Annotated in this window: 16 protein-coding genes and 7 tRNA genes; 15 read left to right on the top strand and 8 right to left on the bottom strand. The window is 64.6% G+C overall.

All coding sequences use genetic code 11. The features are described 5' to 3' along the window. Positions 1-7 precede the first annotated feature (7 nt). The 6 genes from AB4Z32_RS24315 to metG form a co-directional block, all read right to left on the bottom strand. Positions 8-763: a flagellar brake protein gene (locus tag AB4Z32_RS24315; RefSeq protein ID WP_442124439.1), complete on the bottom strand. Its 756-nt coding sequence runs from the start codon at positions 761-763 to the stop codon at positions 8-10. A gap of 88 nt (positions 764-851) precedes the next feature. Beyond that, positions 852-1,691 (bottom strand): pantoate--beta-alanine ligase, encoded by an 840-nt coding sequence (panC, locus tag AB4Z32_RS24310; protein WP_442124438.1) that lies wholly within the window; start codon positions 1,689-1,691, stop codon positions 852-854. Between the two features lie 16 nt (positions 1,692-1,707). Continuing rightward, on the bottom strand, positions 1,708-2,640 hold the full coding sequence (locus tag AB4Z32_RS24305) for a segregation and condensation protein A (RefSeq protein ID WP_442124437.1): 933 nt from the start codon (positions 2,638-2,640) through the stop codon (positions 1,708-1,710). A 28-nt stretch (positions 2,641-2,668) separates the two neighbouring features. Continuing rightward, positions 2,669-2,878 (bottom strand): DUF3460 family protein, encoded by a 210-nt coding sequence (locus tag AB4Z32_RS24300; protein WP_442124436.1) that lies wholly within the window; start codon positions 2,876-2,878, stop codon positions 2,669-2,671. Between the two features lie 57 nt (positions 2,879-2,935). Beyond that, on the bottom strand, positions 2,936-4,252 hold the full coding sequence (locus AB4Z32_RS24295; protein WP_442124435.1) for an enoyl ACP reductase FabMG family protein: 1,317 nt from the start codon (positions 4,250-4,252) through the stop codon (positions 2,936-2,938). A gap of 117 nt (positions 4,253-4,369) precedes the next feature. Further along, positions 4,370-6,517, bottom strand: coding sequence for a methionine--tRNA ligase (metG, locus tag AB4Z32_RS24290; protein WP_442124434.1), 2,148 nt, complete (start codon positions 6,515-6,517; stop codon positions 4,370-4,372). Positions 6,518-6,665: 148 nt separating this feature from the next. Here metG and apbC point away from each other — a divergent pair, with 148 nt between their 5' ends. Together apbC and AB4Z32_RS24280 are read left to right on the top strand one after the other, a co-directional pair. Next, entirely contained in the window at positions 6,666-7,754 is a 1,089-nt protein-coding gene (apbC, locus tag AB4Z32_RS24285; RefSeq protein WP_442124433.1) for an iron-sulfur cluster carrier protein ApbC, read from the top strand. Between the two features lie 104 nt (positions 7,755-7,858). Further along, the gene (locus tag AB4Z32_RS24280; protein ID WP_442124432.1) at positions 7,859-8,884 is read left to right on the top strand and encodes an RNA methyltransferase; all 1,026 of its coding nucleotides are present in this window, start codon (positions 7,859-7,861) and stop codon (positions 8,882-8,884) included. A gap of 23 nt (positions 8,885-8,907) precedes the next feature. Here the strand turns inward: AB4Z32_RS24280 and AB4Z32_RS24275 are convergent, their stop codons facing one another. Further along, positions 8,908-10,086 carry a diguanylate cyclase gene (locus AB4Z32_RS24275; RefSeq protein WP_442124431.1) on the bottom strand — a complete coding sequence of 393 codons (1,179 nt, stop codon included), beginning with the start codon at positions 10,084-10,086 and terminating at the stop codon, positions 8,908-8,910. A 188-nt stretch (positions 10,087-10,274) separates the two neighbouring features. On the opposite strand from AB4Z32_RS24275, the gene gltX reads away from it, so the two are divergent. From gltX to AB4Z32_RS24225, 10 genes are all read left to right on the top strand, one after another. Then, a complete protein-coding gene (gltX, locus tag AB4Z32_RS24270; RefSeq protein WP_442124430.1) occupies positions 10,275-11,666 on the top strand; it encodes a glutamate--tRNA ligase in 1,392 nt (463 codons plus the stop codon). A gap of 65 nt (positions 11,667-11,731) precedes the next feature. Next, positions 11,732-11,807 (top strand) — tRNA-Ala (locus AB4Z32_RS24265). A gap of 39 nt (positions 11,808-11,846) precedes the next feature. Further along, positions 11,847-11,922: transfer RNA gene (locus AB4Z32_RS24260), tRNA-Glu, on the top strand. 87 nt (positions 11,923-12,009) lie between these two features. After that, positions 12,010-12,085, top strand: a tRNA-Ala gene (locus tag AB4Z32_RS24255). A gap of 27 nt (positions 12,086-12,112) precedes the next feature. Continuing rightward, a tRNA-Glu gene (locus tag AB4Z32_RS24250) sits at positions 12,113-12,188 on the top strand. A 69-nt stretch (positions 12,189-12,257) separates the two neighbouring features. Beyond that, positions 12,258-12,333 (top strand) — tRNA-Glu (locus AB4Z32_RS24245). A 47-nt stretch (positions 12,334-12,380) separates the two neighbouring features. Further along, positions 12,381-12,456 (top strand) — tRNA-Ala (locus AB4Z32_RS24240). A gap of 63 nt (positions 12,457-12,519) precedes the next feature. Then, positions 12,520-12,595 (top strand) — tRNA-Glu (locus AB4Z32_RS24235). 85 nt (positions 12,596-12,680) lie between these two features. Next, positions 12,681-13,829 (top strand): elongation factor P maturation arginine rhamnosyltransferase EarP, encoded by a 1,149-nt coding sequence (gene earP, locus AB4Z32_RS24230; RefSeq protein WP_442124429.1) that lies wholly within the window; start codon positions 12,681-12,683, stop codon positions 13,827-13,829. A 65-nt stretch (positions 13,830-13,894) separates the two neighbouring features. Then, positions 13,895-14,470 (top strand): elongation factor P, encoded by a 576-nt coding sequence (locus AB4Z32_RS24225; RefSeq protein WP_442124428.1) that lies wholly within the window; start codon positions 13,895-13,897, stop codon positions 14,468-14,470. A 66-nt stretch (positions 14,471-14,536) separates the two neighbouring features. On the opposite strand, the gene AB4Z32_RS24220 is transcribed toward AB4Z32_RS24225, so the two are convergent. Next, positions 14,537-15,154 carry a TetR/AcrR family transcriptional regulator gene (locus AB4Z32_RS24220; RefSeq protein ID WP_442124427.1) on the bottom strand — a complete coding sequence of 206 codons (618 nt, stop codon included), beginning with the start codon at positions 15,152-15,154 and terminating at the stop codon, positions 14,537-14,539. A 348-nt stretch (positions 15,155-15,502) separates the two neighbouring features. On the opposite strand from AB4Z32_RS24220, the gene AB4Z32_RS24215 reads away from it, so the two are divergent. The 3 genes from AB4Z32_RS24215 to AB4Z32_RS24205 are packed head-to-tail and all read left to right on the top strand — an operon-like array spanning position 15,503 to position 18,958. After that, positions 15,503-17,122, top strand: coding sequence for an amidase (locus AB4Z32_RS24215; RefSeq protein WP_442124426.1), 1,620 nt, complete (start codon positions 15,503-15,505; stop codon positions 17,120-17,122). A gap of 4 nt (positions 17,123-17,126) precedes the next feature. Then, entirely contained in the window at positions 17,127-18,584 is a 1,458-nt protein-coding gene (locus AB4Z32_RS24210; RefSeq protein ID WP_442124425.1) for a hypothetical protein, read from the top strand. Then, entirely contained in the window at positions 18,581-18,958 is a 378-nt protein-coding gene (locus AB4Z32_RS24205; protein WP_442124424.1) for a nuclear transport factor 2 family protein, read from the top strand. The genes AB4Z32_RS24210 and AB4Z32_RS24205 overlap by 4 nt, the downstream gene beginning before the upstream one ends. Positions 18,959-19,106: the final 148 nt, after the last annotated feature.

Here is a 19,106-nt window from a genome sequence, read left to right as displayed (position 1 = left end):
GCAAAAATCACCGCTTCATCTGCACCTTGCTCACCGCCCGCTCCAGGCGCTGCTTCATCTGCATGGTGATGTTCGAAATCCTGCACCCGATCTGCACCTGCTCGCCCAGCAGGAAGGTGCGGAAGGGGCGCAGCAGGCGGATCTCGAGATCGGCCGTGATCGCCAGCGACGGGCCCAGTTCCAGCTCCACGCCCTCCAGCTTCTGGCCGACATACAGTTCGTAGCCCTGGTCGAGCGTCGCGCGCAGGCCTACGCCGCCGCTCGAGAAGTCGTACAGCGGCAGTTCGAACACCTTGCCCAGGTAAGTGAAGCGGGCGCCGTAGCTGCCGCCCAGCGGGCTTTCCAGGCGGGCTTCGGCGCGGCGGTTCAGGACCAGGCAGCTTTCCGGCAGCGGCAGCTCGACGGACTGGCCGCGGCCCGGCACGATGCTCCAGTTGGCGTCGAGCTCGAACTGGATCTTGGCATTGCCGCCCATGGCGGCGACAAAGACCGCCTTGCCCTCGGCGAGGACGCAGTCATCAAGCAGCTCGAGGATGAAGGAGCGGCGGTCCGGATCGACGGCGCCGATGCGCGCCATCACATAGTCCGCGCCCGGCGGATAGATGGTGATGGCTTCGCCGGTCTGGGCCAGGGTCGACAGGCTGTCGAAGATCTGGAAGGCGTCGCTCATCGCGTGCGCGGGCGCGCCAAGCGGAATGCGCTGCACGGCGTCGGACAGTTTGGGCGGACCCTTGCGGATCTGCGTGATGGACGTATCGGTCACGGAACTACTCCTTGAATACTCCTGTAGATTCTAGCAAATCAAGTTGCCATACTCTAAATGAAATTTTCAATAAAGAAAGTAGTGTGGTTCAGATTTCCAGATTATCGATCAGGCGGGTATTGCCCAGCTTGGCGGCGGCCAGCACAACCAGTTGCTCACGAGCAAGGTATTCGTCGCGGCTCGGCGCCCCCAGGTTCATGCGCTTGCGGATCGAGACGTAGTCCGGCTTCCAGCCGCGCGCCGCCAGGCGGTTCATCGCGTCCTGTTCCAGGGCTTCGAGGTCGGCGTGGCCGGCGCGGCTCTGCTCGGCAACGTAGTTCAGGGTCTGGTAGAGGAAGGGCGCCTCGGCCCGTTCTTCGCTCGACAGGTAGCCGTTGCGCGAGGACAGTGCCAGGCCGTCCTCGGCGCGGAAGGTCTCGGCGCCGATGATCTCGGTCGGCAGGGCGAACTGGCGTGCCATGTTCCGCACGATCATCAGCTGCTGGTAATCCTTCTTGCCGAACACGGCCACGCGCGGCTGCACGCAGGAGAACAGCTTGGTGACCACGGTGCAGACGCCGTTGAAGAAGCCGGGGCGGAATTCGCCCTCCAGGATGTTGCCGAGGTTATCCGGCGGCTGTACGCGGTATTCCTGCGGCTCCGGATACAGGTCCTTCTCGGTCGGCGCGAACAGCACGTACACGCCTTCCTTCTCCAGCTTCTCGACGTCGGCCTGGAAGGTGCGCGGGTATTTGTCGAAGTCCTCGTTGGGGCCGAACTGCAGGCGGTTGACGAAGATCGAGGCGACCACCGGGTCGCCGTGACGGCGCGCCAGGCGCATCAGCGACAGGTGGCCCTCGTGCAGGTTGCCCATGGTCGGGACGAAGGCGGTGCGCAGTTGGCCGCGCAGCTGGTCGCGCAGTTCGTCGATGGTGGAGATGATTTTCATGGTGTCGTAATAAGGCTCAGGCCGGCGAATAAGCCAGCCGAACATAAATGGGCGCGAATGGTTCGGCCTGGGTGATTTCGATCAGGGTTTCCTTGGCCAGCTCGAGCATGGCGACGAAGTGCACGACCACGACCGGCACGCTGGCATGTCCCGCGAACAGCTCCGAGAATTCGACGAAGCGCTGGGACTGGAGTGTACGCAGGATCGCCGACATGTGCTCGCGCACCGAGAGTTCCTCGCGGCCGATCCGGTGGTGCTGGGTCAGCTTGGCGCGGCGCAGCACGTCCATCCAGGCGCGCTGCAGGTCATTGGCGTCGACCTGCGGCCATACCGGCGCCAGCCCTTGCTCGACCGGCAGCGAAGGCCGCTGGAAGTCGCGCTCGTATTGGGGCAGGGCGCCGATCTGCTGGGCCGCCAGCTTGATCTGCTCGTATTCCAGCAGGCGCCGCACCAGTTCCGCGCGCGGGTCGCCGACATCCTCGATCAGCTCGTCCTGGCGCTTGGGCAGCAGCATGCGCGACTTGATCTCGATGAGCATGGCCGCCATCAGGAGATACTCGGCCGCCAGTTCCAGGTTGTGCTTGCGGATCTGCTCGACGTATTCCAGGTATTGCAGGGTCACCTGCGCCATCGGGATGTCGAGGATGTTGAAGTTCTGCTTGCGGATCAGGTACAGCAGCAGGTCGAGCGGACCTTCGAAGGCGTCGAGGAAGACCTCGAGGGCGTCGGGCGGGATGTACAGGTCGTTGGGCAGGCGCAGCAGCGGCTCGCCGTAGAGGCGGGCGATGGTGGCCTCGGCGGCATCGGCCGCCGCGTTCAGGCCGTCTTCCTGGCCGGAAGCGGCAGCCTGGTCCGCGATGGCGCCCTCATCCTGCGGGGAGCCGGCAAGCCCTTCGGGCCCGTCCGGGGCCCCCGGCGCCGGGGCGCCGGCCGCCTGCTCAGGCGCCATCGTCGTCAGCCTCAGCCGTCAGCCGGCTTCAGACCTTGGACTGGTAGGGATAAGCCTGCTGGCGGATGCGCGACTCGTTGACGCGGCGCTGCTCGTCCAGCGACAGCGGCGACTTGTCCCACAGCAGGGCACGGCCGGCGACCTGGCGCTCGTCCATGCCAGGGGTTTTCTCTTTCAGTTCCTTGATGAACTTGGTGTGGTCGGATTCGTAATTCGAGTGTTTCGTGAACAGGCCCATGGCGCTCTTTAGACTCTAAAAAAGGTACAAACGTTCGATTTTACCGCGCTGCAGCGATTACTTATGCAGTTCGTTGAGCTGGCGGGCGATGATGTCGTGGTTGAGCCACAGCACCGGTGCGATCTTCTCGGCCGCGCCGTGGAACATCAGCGGACCGGTGCCTTCCACCACCAGCGAGGACAGGTGGTCGGTGACCAGCGCTTTCCTGTCCTGGTGCAGGGAGGTGATCTCGTCCGAGGTACCGATCATCAGCTCGGCCAGCTCGGGGCTGTTGTCCATCGGCCAGGCTTCGAAGTTGCGGAAGCCGGCGCTGGTCTCGGTCTGCAGATAGGATTCCAGCTTGTCGAGAATGCCCTGGACCGATTCGCCCTCGTTCAGCAGGCTCTGGCAGATGTCCCACTGTTGCTGGGCCCAGGCGCCGCCGCCTTCTTTTTTCAATGCCGTCAGTAGCGGGAACAGCGACAGTTCGACGCCGACGAAGATGTCGGAGGAATTGGTGCGGATTTCCGGGCAGTTGAACACGGTCGCGTAGACGCCCTGTTTCCAGGCCGCTTCGGCGATCGACTCCAGGCGCATCTTGGCGTAGCCCTGGGTGTAGTTGGTATAGGTCTGCCACTTGTACTCGCCGCCGATCAGGACTTCGGTGCCGTGGTAGCCGTAGGCGGTGTAGCGCACTTCGCCGCCTTTCGCCGTGATGCGCTCGCGGATCGGGGCCGAGGCGTCGATCAGGTGCTTGAGCGTATTGGCCGAGACTTCGTCGAAGTTCATCAGGATCAGCTTGCCCAGGTCGCTGTCGAGCAGGGCGCGCGAGGACATGAAGCGCTCGCCGCGGCCTTTGTAGATGCGGTTGGCGATCGCCAGGAAGGCCTTGATGCGCGGGATGCCGCCGGCCATCGTGTGCGCGAAGAACACGTTGGCGCCGTCCGGGATCAGCTTGTCGATTTCAAGCATGGCTTCCTTGGCCGAGCTGGCGAAGCGGGCCACGCCGGCCTGGCGGCACAGCTCGATCTTGTCCCAGTCCAGCTTGTCGTCCTGCCAGCTCTTGAGGGTAATACCGGACAGCATCTCGGTCGGGTTCTGTTCGCCCGCCGGTGCGTCCATGTCGAAACCGGCCATCAGCGGCACGTTGATGATGCGGCCGCCCAGCTTGGCTTCCGCTTCCGCGTGCTCTTCCGCCGTCAGGGCGCGCAGGCTGCCGTCGTCGTTGCGGCGGCCCACGGTGATGCCCAGGATCGTCATGCCGGCCTTGCGCGCCTCGTCGATCAGGCCGTTCACGTAGCCACGGCCGAACAGCTCGCCGAACAGGACGAAGACGTCACCTTGACGGAACAGGTTCGCTTGCGGGATGTGTCGCAGGGCTTTGTATTCGGTCATATTATTCGTTACCACTCAAAAATAAGAAGGACGGGGCGGCACGGATGCGCCCGGTTATTGTTCAAAACGCCGCATTATACTGCCACTGCTGCGCTGAAATTAATAGCTGTTTGCCAATCAACGAATACGCATGCCAGGCTGGGCGCCGGACACCGGCTCCAGCAGGTACAGGCCCGGATTCGCCTTCTCATCCTTGGCCGATGCACACAGCACCATGCCTTCCGAGACGCCGAACTTCATCTTGCGCGGCGCCAGGTTGGCGACCATCACGGTCAGCTTGCCGATCAGCTGCTCAGGCTGGTAAGCCGACTTGATGCCCGAGAAGACATTACGGTAACGGCCTTCGCCCAGGTCCAGGGTGAGGCGCAACAGCTTGCTCGACCCTTCGACATGCTCACAATTGACGATCTTCGCCACGCGCAGGTCGATCCTGGTGAAATCGTCGATCGAAATTTCCGGCGCCAGGTCTTCGACATCGCCCGCTTCCGCTGCCGGCGCGGCGGCTTCGGCAGTGGTGTCGGCAGCGGCAACCGGGGCCGGCGCCGCAGACGTAGCGACGGCCGGCTTGTCGAACAGGTCCTCGACCATCTTGGCGTCCACGCGCTGCATCAGGTGGCTGTAGGCGCCGATGGTGCGGCCCAGCATCGAGTTCCACACGTTCTCGCCCTTGGTATCGTCCCAGGAGAAAGCCGCGTCGCCCAGGAATTCCTGGACACGCGAGGCGACGAAAGGCAGCACCGGCGACAGCATGATGCTCAGCTGGCGGAACAGGATCAGGGCGGTGGTGCAGACATCGTGCAGCTCTGCAGTCTTGCTCTCGTCCTTGGCCAGGATCCAGGGCTTGTTCTCGTCGACGAACTGGTTGGCGACGTCGGCGATTGCCATGATCTCGCGCAGCGCACGGCCGAACTCGCGGGCTTCGTAGCTGGCGGCAATCGCCGCCTGGCGCTCGCCGTCCTCACCGTTCAGGGCGCGGGCAATCCACTGTTTCGCGGTGTCGGACAGTTCCGATGCCAGCTTGCCGTCGAACTTCTTGGCGATGAAGCCGGCGCAGCGGCTGGCGATGTTCACGTACTTGCCGATCAGGTCGCTGTTCACGCGGGCGACGAAGTCGTCGCCGGTGAAGTCCAGGTCCTCGACCTTGCTGTTCAGCTTGAACGCCAGGTAGTAGCGCAGCCACTCCGGATTCATCTTCAGTTCGAGGTAGCGCAGCGGCGAGATGCCGGTGCCGCGCGACTTCGACATCTTTTCGTTATTCACGGTCAGGTGGCCGTGGACATTGACCTTCAGTTTGTCGATCACCGGGTGGCCGGAGAAATTCAGCATGGCCGGCCAGAACAGCAGGTGGAAGGAGACGATGTCCTTGCCGATGAAGTGGACCTGCTCGGCCGCCGGATCTTTCAGGAAGGCTTCGTAGTCGATGCCTTTCTTCTCGAAGTAATTCTTGAGCGAAGCCAGGTAGCCGACCGGCGCATCCAGCCAGACGTAGAAGAACTTGCCCGGTGCATCGGGAATCGGGATGCCGAAGTAGGGCGCGTCGCGGGAAATATCCCAGTCGGCCAGCTTCTCGCCGTTCTCGCCCAGCCACTCCGACACTTTATTCACCATCTCCGGCTGCAGGCGGCCCGGGGTGTTCAGCCATTCCTTCAGGAACTGGAAGCAGCGCGGATCGGACAGCTTGAAGAAGTACTGCTCGGACGGCTTCAGGACCGGCGTCGCGTGGGTGAACACCGAGTACGGATTGATCAGTTCGGTCGGCTGGTAGGCGGCGCCGCAGACTTCGCAGTTGTCGCCGTACTGGTCCTTGGCGTGGCAGACCGGGCACTCGCCCTTGATGTTGCGGTCGGCCAGGAACATGCCCTTGGCCGGATCGTAGAAGCGGTCGACGGTCTTGGTATAGATGAGGCCGGCATCCCGCAGCTTGCGGTAGATGTCCTGCGACAGCTCGACGTTTTCCGGCGAGTCGGTCGAATACCAGTTGTCGAAGGCGATGTGGAAGCCGTCCAGGTACTGGGCGCGGCCGGCGGCGATGCGGGCCACGAATTCCTGCGGCGTCACGCCTTCCTTCTCGGCGGCGATCATGATCGGGGTGCCGTGGGTGTCGTCGGCGCCGACGAAGTGCACGGTACGCTGCTGGCCGTCGTCCTTCTGCATTCGCTGGAAGCGGACCCAGATGTCGGCCTGGATGTATTCCATCATGTGGCCGATGTGGAAGGCGGCGTTGGCGTAGGGCAGGGCGGTGGTGACGAACAGCTTGCGTGTCATGGTCGAAAAGGGAGGTTGATAGGTGAAAAAAAGCATTTTACCAGCGGATGCCCCTGAGCGCGCAGTGGGTAATCAGGCCATTTGCCACTTGAACAAGAGTCGATACGCCAATTTACGATAAACTTGCGCATCACATCCGGAGAACCCCATGAGCACCACTGTAGAAGACGTCAAGGCCGCCCTGGCGGCGGTCGTCGACCCGAATACCAATAAAGACTACGTCAGCACCCGTTCGGTCAAGAACGTCCAGGTGGACGGCGACAACGTCGCCCTCGACATCGAACTGGGCTACCCGGCCAGGAGCCAGTTCGCACTGGTGAGGAGCGCCGTCATCGACGCCGTGCGCAAGCTGCCCGGCGTGCAGAACGTCAGCGTCAACGTCACCAGCAAGATCATTTCGCACACCGTGCAGCGCGGCCTGAAGGTGATGCCGAACGTGAAGAACATCATCGCCGTCGCCTCGGGCAAGGGCGGCGTCGGCAAGTCGACCACGGCCGTCAACCTGGCCCTGGCCCTGGCCGCCGAGGGCGCCAGCGTCGGCGTGCTGGATGCCGACATCTACGGCCCCTCGCAGCCGACCATGCTGGGCATAAACGGCCGTCCGCAAAGCCTGGACGGCAAGACCATGGAGCCGCTCGAGAACCACGGCGTGCAGGTGTCGTCGATCGGCTTCCTGATCGATCCGGACGAACCCATGGTCTGGCGCGGCCCGATGGTCACCCAGGCCCTGCAGCAGCTGCTGGAGCAGACCAACTGGCGCGAGCTCGACTACCTGGTCGTCGACATGCCCCCGGGCACCGGCGACATCCAGCTGACCCTGTCGCAGAAAGTGCCGGTGACGGGCGCCGTGATCGTCACCACCCCGCAGGACATCGCCCTGCTGGATGCGCGCAAGGGTCTGAAGATGTTCGAGAAGGTCGGCATCCCGATCCTCGGCGTGGTGGAAAACATGAGCATGCACATCTGCTCGAACTGCGGCCACCATGAGGCCATCTTCGGCGAAGGCGGCGGCGAGAAGATGTGCGCCGACTTCGGCGTCGACTTCCTGGGCCGCCTGCCGCTGCAGCTGTCGATCCGCGAACAGGCCGATTCCGGCACCCCGACCGTGGTGGCCGAGCCGGACGGTCCGGTTGCCGCGATCTATAAAGAGATCGCGCGCAAGGTGGCGGTGAAGGTGGCGGAGAAGGCGAAGGATATGACTGCCAAGTTTCCGACCATCGTTGTAAAGAACGACTAAGCAAACACCGTCGTCCCCGCGAAGGCGGGGACCCAAGTCCGTTGAGCCGTCGAGACGCATGCGAACTTGGATTCCCGCCTGCGCGGGAATGACGGGTAACCAATATGCGCATCCACTCCCTCCGCACCCGCCTGCGCGCCCTCGGCGCCCTCCCGCTCCACGAGGACCGCATCCTGCGCGACTGGGTCCGCAACGCCGGCCACGACCACGGCCGCCGCCGCCCCGTGGATTTCCTGCCGAAGCCGGTACGCGAAGCACTGCCCGGGATCGACGCCGAACTCGACGGCCTGGCGCGCATCCTCGGCACCCATCCGGCCGAGGACGGCTCCGCCCGCCTGCTGGTCGGCCTGCAGGACGGCCAGACGGTGGAATCGGTGCTGTTGCCGCGCGACGGCGTCTGCGTGTCCAGCCAGGTCGGCTGCGCGGTCGGCTGCCAGTTCTGCATGACGGGGCAGAGCGGCCTGATCCGCCAGGTGACGAGCGGCGAGATCGTCGCCCAGGTGGTGCTGGCGCGCCGCCAGCGGCCCGTGAAGAAGGTCGTATTCATGGGCATGGGCGAACCGGCCCACAATCTCGACAATGTGATGGAAGCGATCGAGCTGCTGGGCGTGGAAGGGAATATCGCCCACAAGAACCTGGTGTTCTCGACCGTCGGCGACCCGCGCGTATTCGAGCGCCTGCCCGCCGGACGGGTGAAGCCGGCGCTGGCGCTGTCGCTGCACACGACCAAGGCCGATCTGCGCGAACGCTTGCTGCCGCGCGCGCCGCGCCTGACGCCGAAGGCGCTGGTGGAGGAGGGCGAGCGCTATGCGCGCCTGACCGGCTACCCGATCCAGTACCAGTGGACCTTGCTGGAAGGCGTGAACGACGGCCAGGACGAACTGGACGCCGTCGTCGAGCTATTACGCGGCAAGTATGCCGTGCTGAACATGATTCCGTATAACGCCAACGAAGGCTTGCCCTTCAAGCGCCCCGGCTGGGACAAGGCCGAGGCCATCGCGGCCTGGCTGTTCGAGCGCGGGATCCTCACCAAGCTGCGCGATTCGGCGGGGCAGGACGTCGATGGTGGCTGCGGGCAGTTGCGGGCGCGGGCGGCGGCGCAGCCGGTCAGGCTCATCCGCACCGCGTAGCTCAGCGTTCACACCTGCGCCGCTTACGCCGCCCGCTCCGCCTTCTCGATCCGCGGCCCCAGCTGGCGCGCCTTCACCAGGTTGCGCCCCGCATGCTTGGCCTCGTACATCAGCTGGTCGGCCAGCGCGATCATGCCCTGCGGCGTGACCGCATGGCCGCCGCCGAAGTCGGCGCCGACCACCCCGAAGCTGGCCGTGGTGCCCAGCGTCAGGCCGCCTTCCAGCTCGATGCGCTGGGCGGCGAAGGCGGCGCGCACGCGCTCGGCCAGTTCGAGGGCACCCTCCAGGCGCGTCTCCGGCAGGATGATCAGGAATTCCTCGCCGCCGTAGCGCACCACGGTGTCGATCGATTCACGCGTCATCGCCTGCGCCAGGGTGGCGAAGCTGCGCAGCAGCTCGTCGCCGGCGTGGTGGCCGTGGGTGTCGTTGATCTTCTTGAAGCCGTCGAGATCGCACATGATCAGCGAGAGGCTGAGGCGGTAGCGGCGGGCCCGCGCGATTTCGCCGTCGAGCAGGCCGGCGTTCAGGTGGCGCCGGTTGTAGGAGCCGGTCAGCGGGTCGCGGATCGACAGATTCGTCAGCACCTGCTGGGCCCAGAACTGTTCGCGCCACATGCGCGCATGGCGCTGGGCGACGGTCAGGCCGAACACATTGGCGCACACCAGCAGCATGGTCAGCGAGCTGAGCGGGCGAGTGCCGACCACCTGCTGGGCCCAGGCCAGGGTCAGGAAGGCGAGGCTGGCGCCGATCGAGATCGTGGCCGCGATCACCAGGCGGTTCGGGATCAGGACGTGGATGACCATCGCCATCACCGCCCACGACATGCCGTGCAGCAGGATGTCCCCCGGGCGGTAGGCGATGACGACGAAGTAGCTGGCCGCCCAGCACAGGGTGAAGGCGGTGGCCGCGTGGTGGGATGCGCGCACGCTCGCATCGGGACGCCGCGCGTAATACAGGCAGGCGGCCGCCAGGAAGGGGATCGCCAGGCGTGACAGCAGCGGCACGACGGCGTGTTCGAAGCCGAGGGCGCTGATGTCGGCGGCGCCGAAGACCAGGTAGAACAGCGAGCACAGCAGCAGGCCGCGGCGCAGGTCGCGCAGGATCACGGCCGACTGCTGGTGCAGGAAACCGATTTCGGTGGCGGCGGCGGAGAATTCGCCGCGCCAGGGCGCGAGGGGAGCGGTGCTCGGGTCGTTCGACATGGGGAGGGAGGTGTCAGGCAGGATCGGGAAAAATGATGAAAATGCTGACCAAAGGAGGAAGAGTAGCCAGCTTTTTAATTTCTGTAAAGTAATTATTTGCTATGCAATCCGAGTGAATGCCCTATCTACGACAGGCCGATGGCAAGGCTGTAAAATAGCCCCTTTGGCAAATCAACCATTCCACCACCATGACCGTCCGTACCCGTTTCGCTCCCAGCCCGACCGGCTATCTCCACCTCGGCGGCGCCCGCACCGCGCTGTATTCGTGGGCCTATGCCCGCCACTTCGGCGGCACCTTCATCCTGCGTATCGAAGACACCGACCTGGAGCGTTCGACCCCGGAAGCGGTGCAGGCGATCCTGGACGGCATGAAGTGGCTGGGCCTGGAGCATGACGAAGGCCCCTTCTATCAGATGCAGCGCATGGACCGCTACCGCGAAGTCATCAAATCCATGCTGGAAGCCGGCACCGCCTACCTGTGCTACTGCACTCCGGAAGAAGTCGAGGCGATGCGCGAGCGCATGCGCGCGGCCGGCGAGAAGCCGCGCTACGACGGCACCTGGCGTCCGGAAGAGGGCAAGATCCTGCCCGCCGTCCCCGAAGGCATCAAGCCGGTGGTGCGCTTCAAGAACCCGGAGGGCGGCGAAGTCACCTGGAACGACGTGGTCAAAGGCCCGATCACCATCGGCAACAAGGAACTCGACGACCTCGTCATCGCGCGCGGCGACGGCACCCCGACCTATAACTTCTGCGTGGCGGTCGACGACTGGGACATGAAGATCACCCACGTGCTGCGCGGCGACGACCACGTGAACAACACGCCGCGCCAGATCAACATCCTGCGCGCGCTCGGCGCGGAACTGCCGCAGTATGGCCACCTGCCGATGATCCTCGGCCCGGACGGTCAGAAATTGTCGAAGCGCCACGGCGCCGTCAGCGTGATGCAGTATCCGGAGCAGGGCTTCCTGCCGGAGGCGATGCTGAACTACCTGGCGCGCCTGGGCTGGAGCCACGGCGACGACGAGATCTTCTCGATGCAGCAGTTCACCGAGTGGTTCAACCTCGAGCACCTGACCGCGTCGGCGGCCCAGTTCAACCCGGAAAAGCTGGCCTGGCTGAACAACCACTATATCAAGCAGTCCGACAACGAGCGCCTGGCAGACCTGGCGCGTCCGATCCTCGAGCGTGAGGGCGCCCGGTTCGACGGCGCGCCGCCGCTGGCTGCGGTGCTGGGCCTGATGAAGGAACGCGCCAACACCATCAACGAATTGGCCGACGCGGCGATGCTGTTCTTCCGCACGCCGAATCCTGATGCCGCACTGCTGGCCCAGCACCTGACCGACGCCGTGCGCCCGGCGCTGGCCCAGTTCGCCGAGAAGCTGGAAACGGCGGAGTGGAGCAAGCAGGCGATCTCGGCCGCGATGAAGGAAGTGCTGGCGGCGAATGGCCTCAAGATGCCGCAACTGGCCATGCCGTTGCGCCTGCTGCTCACCGGCCAGCTGCAGACTCCGGCCATCGACGCGGTGCTGGAACTGTTCGGCCGCGAGACCGTCCTGGCCCGAGTGAAAAAGGGTCTCTGATTAGCCTTGTTGGCTATTTGCGAAATGCAAGTGCCTCCGCTATAATGCTCGCACTTCAGCGCTGCGGGGGTATAGCTCAGCTGGGAGAGCGCTTGCATGGCATGCAAGAGGTCAGCGGTTCGATCCCGCTTACCTCCACCAACTCTGAAGTGTGCAGTAGGTAGTAAAGGCAGTTCCGAGGTCCCCATCGTCTAGAGGCCTAGGACATCACCCTTTCACGGTGAGTACCGGGGTTCGAATCCCCGTGGGGACGCCAGGATCGAAAGATCTGGCAAACACAGCGAAGTGAAAACAGAGCTGTGAGAAGTAAAAGCAGTATGTTATGATACTGCCTTCCCGAAACGGGGGTATAGCTCAGCTGGGAGAGCGCTTGCATGGCATGCAAGAGGTCAGCGGTTCGATCCCGCTTACCTCCACCAAGTTTCAGGGAAAAATGGAAGTCCAGGGTCCCCATCGTCTAGAGGCCTAGGACATCACCCTTTCACGGTGAGTACCGGGGTTCGAATCCCCGTGGGGACGCCAAGATTAGATGGATGGTCGCACACCCAGCAGTGCGCCATCGAAGCGGTAAAAGTAGTAAAACAGTTTTAGGTCCCCATCGTCTAGAGGCCTAGGACATCACCCTTTCACGGTGAGTACCGGGGTTCGAATCCCCGTGGGGACGCCAGCATTGCCAGGAGCCGCCTTGGGCGGCTCTTTTATTGAGTAGTTTTGGGGGGTATAGCTCAGCTGGGAGAGCGCTTGCATGGCATGCAAGAGGTCAGCGGTTCGATCCCGCTTACCTCCACCATAATCAGACGGGGTCGGAGCCCAGCCGAGAAATTCGGGCTCTGACACCGTAGGAAGTTCTTAGGTCCCCATCGTCTAGAGGCCTAGGACATCACCCTTTCACGGTGAGTACCGGGGTTCGAATCCCCGTGGGGACGCCAGAAAAAAAACCGGAGCAGACCGTCCGCGCATGCGGGAAGGTGCCCCGGTTTTTCTATTTGGTCGTCCCATCCTTTTCAAACGATCATGTCTCCTGAATTCCCGCGCACCCTCGCCATTTTCTGCAAGGTCGTCGACAACTACGGCGATATCGGCATCTGCTGGCGCCTCGCTCGCCAGTTCCATGCCGAGCACGGCATCGCCGTCACCCTGTGGGTCGACGACCTGGCGAGTTTCCGCCGCATCTGGCCGCAAGTCGATACGCGGGCCGACGTGCAGGACATCGGCGGCATCACGGTGCGCCACTGGGCCGGCCAGGACGGCGAATTCTCGCCCGCCGACATTCCCGACGTGGTGATCGAATTCTTCGGCGTCGACATCCCGCCCGGCTATATCGAGGCGATGGCGCAGTGCGAGCCGCGTCCGGTCTGGATCAATTACGAAGGCTTGAGCGCCGAGGAGTGGGTCGAAGGCTGCCACAGCCTGCCGTCCATGCATCCGCGCCTGAAGCTGACCAAGCATTTCTTCTTCCCGGGATTCACGGACAAGACCGGTGGCCTGCTGCGCGAGCGCGACCTGGTGGGCGAACGCGAGGCCTTCCAGGCCGATCCCGCCGCGATGGCCGCTTTCCTCGGCCGCCTCGGCGTGACGCCAAACGAGATGACGTCGCTGAAGGTGAGCCTGTTCTGCTATCCGCATGCGCCGGTAACGGAACTGTTCGAGGCCTGGGAGCAGGGCGGACAGCCGGTGACCTGCCTGGTGCCCGAAGGTGTGGCGCGCGAAAAGGTCGAGGCTTTCCTGAACAAAGATGCCGACGCCGGCGCGTGCGCCACCCGCGGCGCGCTGACGGTGCGCGTGATTCCCTTCATGCCGCAGACCGATTACGACCGCCTGCTGTGGGCCTGCGACCTGAACTTCGTGCGCGGCGAGGACTCCTGGGTGCGCGCCCAGTGGGCGGCCCGGCCCTTCATTTGGCACATATATCCGCAAGATGAAAACTTGCATCATGTTAAACTCCGCGCGTTCCTGCAAAAGTACGCGGTGAATACGCAGAGTCTGATCGACTTTTCGCTGTGCTGGAACGGTGAGCGGGAAGGACAGATGGACGCACTCTGGACGTCCCTGCAAGCCGAACTGCCGACGATCGCGCGCCGCGCCCAGGACTGGGAAGCGCAGATGTTGGCGAACGGCGACTTGGTGAGCAATCTGCTGAATTTCGTCCGGACGCTTCGATAGGCGGCCGGAAAATATCGTGGTATGATGCTCGGTTACTGCAACTCATTTTATAGCTAAAACTTCCTATGAAACCCGCAAAAGAAATCCGTGTCGGCAACATCATCATGGTCGATGCCAAGCCTTTCATCGTGCTGCGCTCCGACGTCAACGGCTCGAGCCGCACGGGCTTCACCTACAAGTGGAAGATGAAGAATCTTCTGACCAACGCTCCGCTGGAAAACGTGTTCCGCGGCGACGACAAGTTCGACGTGGTCGTGCTGGACAAGAAGCCGGTGACCTACTCGTACTTCGCCGATCCGCTGTACGTCTTCATGGACGAAGAGTACAACCAGTACGAAATCGAAGAAGAGAACCTGGGCGACGCCATCAACTACCTGAAAGACGGTATGGAATGCGAAGCCGTGTTCTACGACGGCAAGGCCATCTCGGTCGAACTGCCGATCACCATCGCACGCCAGATCATCTACACCGAGCCGGCCGTCAAGGGCAACACCTCGGGTAACGTGATGAAGGAAGCTCGCCTGGAAAACGCGATCGAGTCGAAGCAGTTCACCATCCAGGTGCCGCTGTTCGTCAACCAGGACGACGTCATCGAGATCGACACCCGTACCGCCGAGTACAAGAAAGTCGTGCGCAACTAAGCGACCGCCTCTCAAGAAAAAACGCTGCCCCGGCAGCGTTTTTTTTCGCCCATACGCCGCAGCGTCTTACTGCGACTCCGGCCGGCGGCGCAGTCCGTCCACCAGCAATCCCACCATCTTGCGCGTCAGCGCCGTGTCCTCGTCGGGATTCGCCTTGCACAGCGTGGCCGCCGCGCGCAGCAGTTCGTCGGCCTCGTAGCCGGGCCGGATCAGTTGCCTGTCGACCGCCGCCTGCAGCAGCGAGGCGAGGGCGGGGCGCAGGCGCGCATAGAAGTAATCCGGCAGCGAGGCGTAGGCGGCATGGTCCGACTGCAGCGCGTTCGACAGCCCGCGCTTGGTCAGGATGAAGTCGACATAGCGTTGCATCCAGCGCGCTAAAGCCTCGTCCGGTTCGTACTCGCCCGCGAAGCCGGCGGCGGCATCGGCGCAGGCGTCGATCTGCGACTTCATGACCGCGACGATCAGGTCGGCGCGCTGCGGGAAGTGGCGATAGAGCGTGCCGACGCCGACGCCGGCCCGCTCGGCGATCTCGCGCACCGGCGCATCGACGCCCGATTGCGTGAACACGTCCATGGCCGCCTGCAGCAGGGATTGCAGGTTGCGCTGGGCGTCGACGCGCTTGGCGCGCGGCTGCTGGTCGTCGGCTTCTGGCGGGGCCTGGTCCGGGTCTGGCTTCGTATGCATAAAAAAAATCTATTAAACGGAACGTGGTTCCGGTTATAATTCGGAATCGCGTTCCGTTTTGTAATCCTACCAGAGGAGCTGCCATGTGCCAAACTCAATCATGCATGTTCTGCCGCTACCGGCGGCGGGCCGCCCCGGCAAACCTTCCGGTACCCAGCTGCCCGCAAGAAAATCTCCAGCGCGGCAAGCTGGACGCGGCCGAGCGCAGCGTCCATCCAACGCCGAAGCCGACCGCGGACCGCTCGCGTGCGGCGGCATCGATGGGGCGTCCACCCTGCTGACATACATGCCGTGTCACATGAGCAACTTTACTGCTATGCTCATGCATTATTTGACACGGAGGCTTGTATGAAGCGCAGGGATTTCGTTCGGCTTGGACTCAGTGCCGGGGTGAGCACCAGTATGGCGGCCGGTGCGGCGGCAGTGGCGCCGCCAGCGGGTGCCGCCGGCAACCATGGCGCGGCCTCGTCCAGTATCCTGGACGCCGGTGTCCAGGAGCAGCAGGCCCAGATGGCGGCCGGCAAGCTGAGCTCGAGATCCCTGGTGCAGCAATACCTGGCGCGCATCGCCGCCGTCGACAAGGCCGGCCCGCGCATCAATGCCGTCATCGAACTGAATCCCGAGGCCGTCGCCATCGCCGAACAGCTCGACCGCGAGCGCAAGGCGGGCAAGCTGCGCGGTCCGCTGCACGGCATCCCCGTCCTCATCAAGGACAATATCGCCACCTTCGATGCGATGTGCACCACGGCCGGCTCGCTGGCCCTGGCGGGCGTCCGCGCAAGCAAGGATGCCTTCGTGGCGCAGAAGCTGCGCGAGGCCGGTGCCGTCATCATCGGCAAGACCAACCTGTCCGAGTGGGCCAACATGCGCTCGACCCACTCCGTCAGCGGCTGGAGCGGCCGCGGCGGCCAGACGCGCAATCCCTATGCGCTGGACCGTAATACCAGCGGCTCGAGCTCGGGTTCGGCGGCGGCCATGGCCGCCGGCCTCGCCACCCTGGCGATCGGCACCGAGACCGACGGCTCGATCGTCTCGCCGGCCTCGACCTGCGGCATCGTCGGCATCAAGCCGACCCTGGGCCTGGTCAGCCGCAGCGGCATCATCCCGATCGCGCACTCCCAGGACACGGCCGGGCCGATGACCCGCAGCGTGGCCGACGCGGCACTGCTGCTGGGCGCGATCGCCGGCAGCGATCCGCGGGACGCCGCCACCGGCGACGCCCAGGGCAAGGCCGCCGACTTTGCGGCCGCGCTGCGCCTCGACGGCTTGAAGGGCAAGCGCATCGGCGTGGCCCGCAACTTCTTCGGCAGCAGCCCGGCCATCGATGCCGTGATCGAAAACGAGCTGGCGATCCTGAAGGCGCAGGGCGCGATCCTGGTCGACGTGCAGGTGCCGAACGTCGACAAGTACGGCGACAGCGAACTCGACGTGCTGCTGGCCGAATTCCGTCCGGACCTCGAAGCGTATTTGCGCGACTATGCGCCGCATGCGCCGGTCAAGACCATGGCGGACGTGATCGCCTTCAACGAGAAGAACGCCGGCCGCGAGCTGCAGTTCTTCGGCCAGGAACACCTGGTCGCCGCGCAGAAAAAGCCCGGCCTGATTGATGCGGCCTACCGCGAGGCGCTGGCCAACAACCACCGCTACTCGCGCGAAGAGGGCATCGACAAGATCCTCAAGGACGAGAAGCTGGACGCCCTGGTCGCGCCGACCGGCGGCACCGCCTGGCTGACCGACTACATCAACGGCGACCATTACGGCGGCAGCTTCTCCTCGCCGGCGGCGGTGGCCGGCTACCCGCACGTGACGGTGCCGGCCGGTTACGTGCAGGGCCTGCCCGTCGGGATCTCCTTCGTCGGCACCGCCTGGACCGAAGCCTCGCTGATCGGCATGGCCTACGCCTACGAGCAGGCCAGCCTGCGGCGCCGTCCGCCGGTGTTCCCGGCGACCGTCAATCTCAAGGCCTGAGCCCGTGCGCGCCCCGGCCTTGAAACGGTCGCTGTGCCTGGCGATGCTGGGCGCGGCGCTGCAGGCGCAAGCCCAGGACTGGGCCGCGATCGCGCGCCAGGACCTGGACTTCGCCGCCGATGCGATCCGCACCCGCCACGCCGGCTACGTGGCCGGCATGCCGAGCGTGACCATGCCCTTCGAGAGCGGCCTGCGGGTCGCCCGCGCCGAGGCGGAAGGGGTGCGCAGCGAGCAGGACTACCGGCGCATGATGATGCGCTTCGTCGCCGGCTTCGGCGACCCGCACATGGGCATCGACCTGCGCCTGGCCATCCACGGCTGGACCGGCATCGTGCTCGACCAGACCGGGGGCCTGAACAGCGGCCGCTACCGCGTCAGCTGGTCCGAGCCCGGCTGGCCCACGCCGCTGCCGCCCGTCGGCAGCATCGCCCAGTCCTGCGACGATGTCTGGACCGGCACCTGGCTGCAGATGCGGGTGGCGCCGTTCGCCAGCCGCGGCGCCGAATATGCGACGGCATCCGGCGCCTTTGCCCAGCAGCTGATGTTCGACTACGGCCTGGGCTGGACGCCGAAGCAGTGCGTGTTCGTGCTGCCGGACGGCAGCCGCAAGCGCTACGAGCTGCCGCTGCGCGGCGTGCCGGGCGAGGTCGCGCTGCAGCACATCGACCAGATCCGGCCGCGCTTCCGTGCGACGGCCAAGCCGGTCGGCTTGACGACGCTGGGCCCCGGCAAGCACTGGGTCGGCATGCCGGACTTCAATGGCGAACGCTCCGGCGCCGCCTATGAAGCCCTGTATCCGCAACTGGCCGCGCTGCGGAAGGAAAAGGCGGGCTGGATCGTGTTCGACCTGCGCGGCAACGGCGGTGGCGACTCCACCTGGGGCAGCCGGGCGCTGACGGCGCTCTACGGCGCCGCCTACGCCGGCAAGCTGGGCGAGGCCGGCGGCGCCAGCAAGTACCAGATCGCCGATGCCGAGACGGCGAACCTGCTCAGGCGCTACATTCTCGAAGAGAGCCACGCCGCATCGAAGGCGTCGTTCGAAGCCGACCTGCTGAAGGTCGAGGCGGCGATGCGCGCCGGCCAGAAGATGGTGCTGCTGTCCGGCGATCCGGACGCCCAGGCCCGGACCCTGAAGCTGCCGCGGCCGCACGGCCCGCGCATCGCGGCCCTGATCGACCGCACCTGCTTCAGCTCCTGCATGAACTTCGTGCAGCGGCTCGGGGCGGCGAGCGATACCGTGGTGCTGGGCGAAGCGACGATCGGCTATTCTCCCTTCGGCGAGATCAACCGCCATCCGCTGCCGAGCGGACGCGGCGCCCTGGTCATCCCCTCGGCGCTGTTCGGGACGGCGACGGCGACGCGCGAACCCTTCATTCCGGACCTCGCCTTCGATGGCAATATGGCGGACGACGCAGCGCTGCAGAAATGGGTATCCAACACACTCGACAGGATCGAAAAATGACGACACAGACTCTCAAGGAAGCCGCCGTGGACTTCCTGAAAATGACCGCCGCCGGCCAGGTGGAGCAGGCCTTCGAACGCTTTGCCGGCGCCGGTTTCCGCCATCACAATCCGTACTTTGCCGGCGACGCCGCCGCCATCAAGGCCGGCATGATCGAGAACGCGGCGCGCTTTCCCGGCATGCTGTTCGAGGTGCAGCGCGCGATCGCCGAGGGGCCGCTGGTGGCCGTCCATTCGCGTGCGCGGATGACGCCGGACGGCGCCGACATCGCGCTCGTCCACATCCTGCGCTTCGAGGGCGATCGCATCGCCGAGATGTGGGACATCGGCCAGGCCCAGCCGGATCCGATGCCGAACGAGAACGGGATGTTCTAATTGGCGCTGTTCGCGCCAAGTGTGGAATCTTTTCTGCAAGCCTGCGGTCCAATGTCGACCTGAACCGTTGACGGAGGCAGCATGCAAGCACGGCAGTTCGAACAGTTCCTGCAACGCCTGTCCTCTCTAACGCGGCGCCAGCGCGACC

Origin of the sequence: Massilia sp. 2TAF26 (genome assembly GCF_052115005.1) — a bacterium.
Taxonomy (GTDB): domain Bacteria; phylum Pseudomonadota; class Gammaproteobacteria; order Burkholderiales; family Burkholderiaceae_D; genus Telluria.
Note: the sequence above shows the minus strand (reverse complement) of the source record. Positions and strands in the feature narration are given on the sequence as shown.

Bases quoted from the DNA above. Each gene is read 5' to 3' on its own strand.
- gltX (WP_442124430.1), top strand. From the start codon at position 10,275: ATGACCGTCCGTACCCGTTTCGCTCCCAGCCCGACCGGCTATCTCCAC.
- AB4Z32_RS24275 (WP_442124431.1), bottom strand. From the start codon at position 10,086: ATGTCGAACGACCCGAGCACCGCTCCCCTCGCGCCCTGGCGCGGCGAA.
- AB4Z32_RS24305 (WP_442124437.1), bottom strand. From the start codon at position 2,640: ATGGCGCCTGAGCAGGCGGCCGGCGCCCCGGCGCCGGGGGCCCCGGAC.
- AB4Z32_RS24280 (WP_442124432.1), top strand. From the start codon at position 7,859: ATGCGCATCCACTCCCTCCGCACCCGCCTGCGCGCCCTCGGCGCCCTC.
- AB4Z32_RS24220 (WP_442124427.1), bottom strand. From the start codon at position 15,154: ATGCATACGAAGCCAGACCCGGACCAGGCCCCGCCAGAAGCCGACGAC.
- panC (WP_442124438.1), bottom strand. From the start codon at position 1,691: ATGAAAATCATCTCCACCATCGACGAACTGCGCGACCAGCTGCGCGGC.
- metG (WP_442124434.1), bottom strand. From the start codon at position 6,517: ATGACACGCAAGCTGTTCGTCACCACCGCCCTGCCCTACGCCAACGCC.
- AB4Z32_RS24205 (WP_442124424.1), top strand. From the start codon at position 18,581: ATGACGACACAGACTCTCAAGGAAGCCGCCGTGGACTTCCTGAAAATG.
- AB4Z32_RS24215 (WP_442124426.1), top strand. From the start codon at position 15,503: ATGAAGCGCAGGGATTTCGTTCGGCTTGGACTCAGTGCCGGGGTGAGC.
- apbC (WP_442124433.1), top strand. From the start codon at position 6,666: ATGAGCACCACTGTAGAAGACGTCAAGGCCGCCCTGGCGGCGGTCGTC.
- earP (WP_442124429.1), top strand. From the start codon at position 12,681: ATGTCTCCTGAATTCCCGCGCACCCTCGCCATTTTCTGCAAGGTCGTC.
- AB4Z32_RS24300 (WP_442124436.1), bottom strand. From the start codon at position 2,878: ATGGGCCTGTTCACGAAACACTCGAATTACGAATCCGACCACACCAAG.
- AB4Z32_RS24295 (WP_442124435.1), bottom strand. From the start codon at position 4,252: ATGACCGAATACAAAGCCCTGCGACACATCCCGCAAGCGAACCTGTTC.
- AB4Z32_RS24225 (WP_442124428.1), top strand. From the start codon at position 13,895: ATGAAACCCGCAAAAGAAATCCGTGTCGGCAACATCATCATGGTCGAT.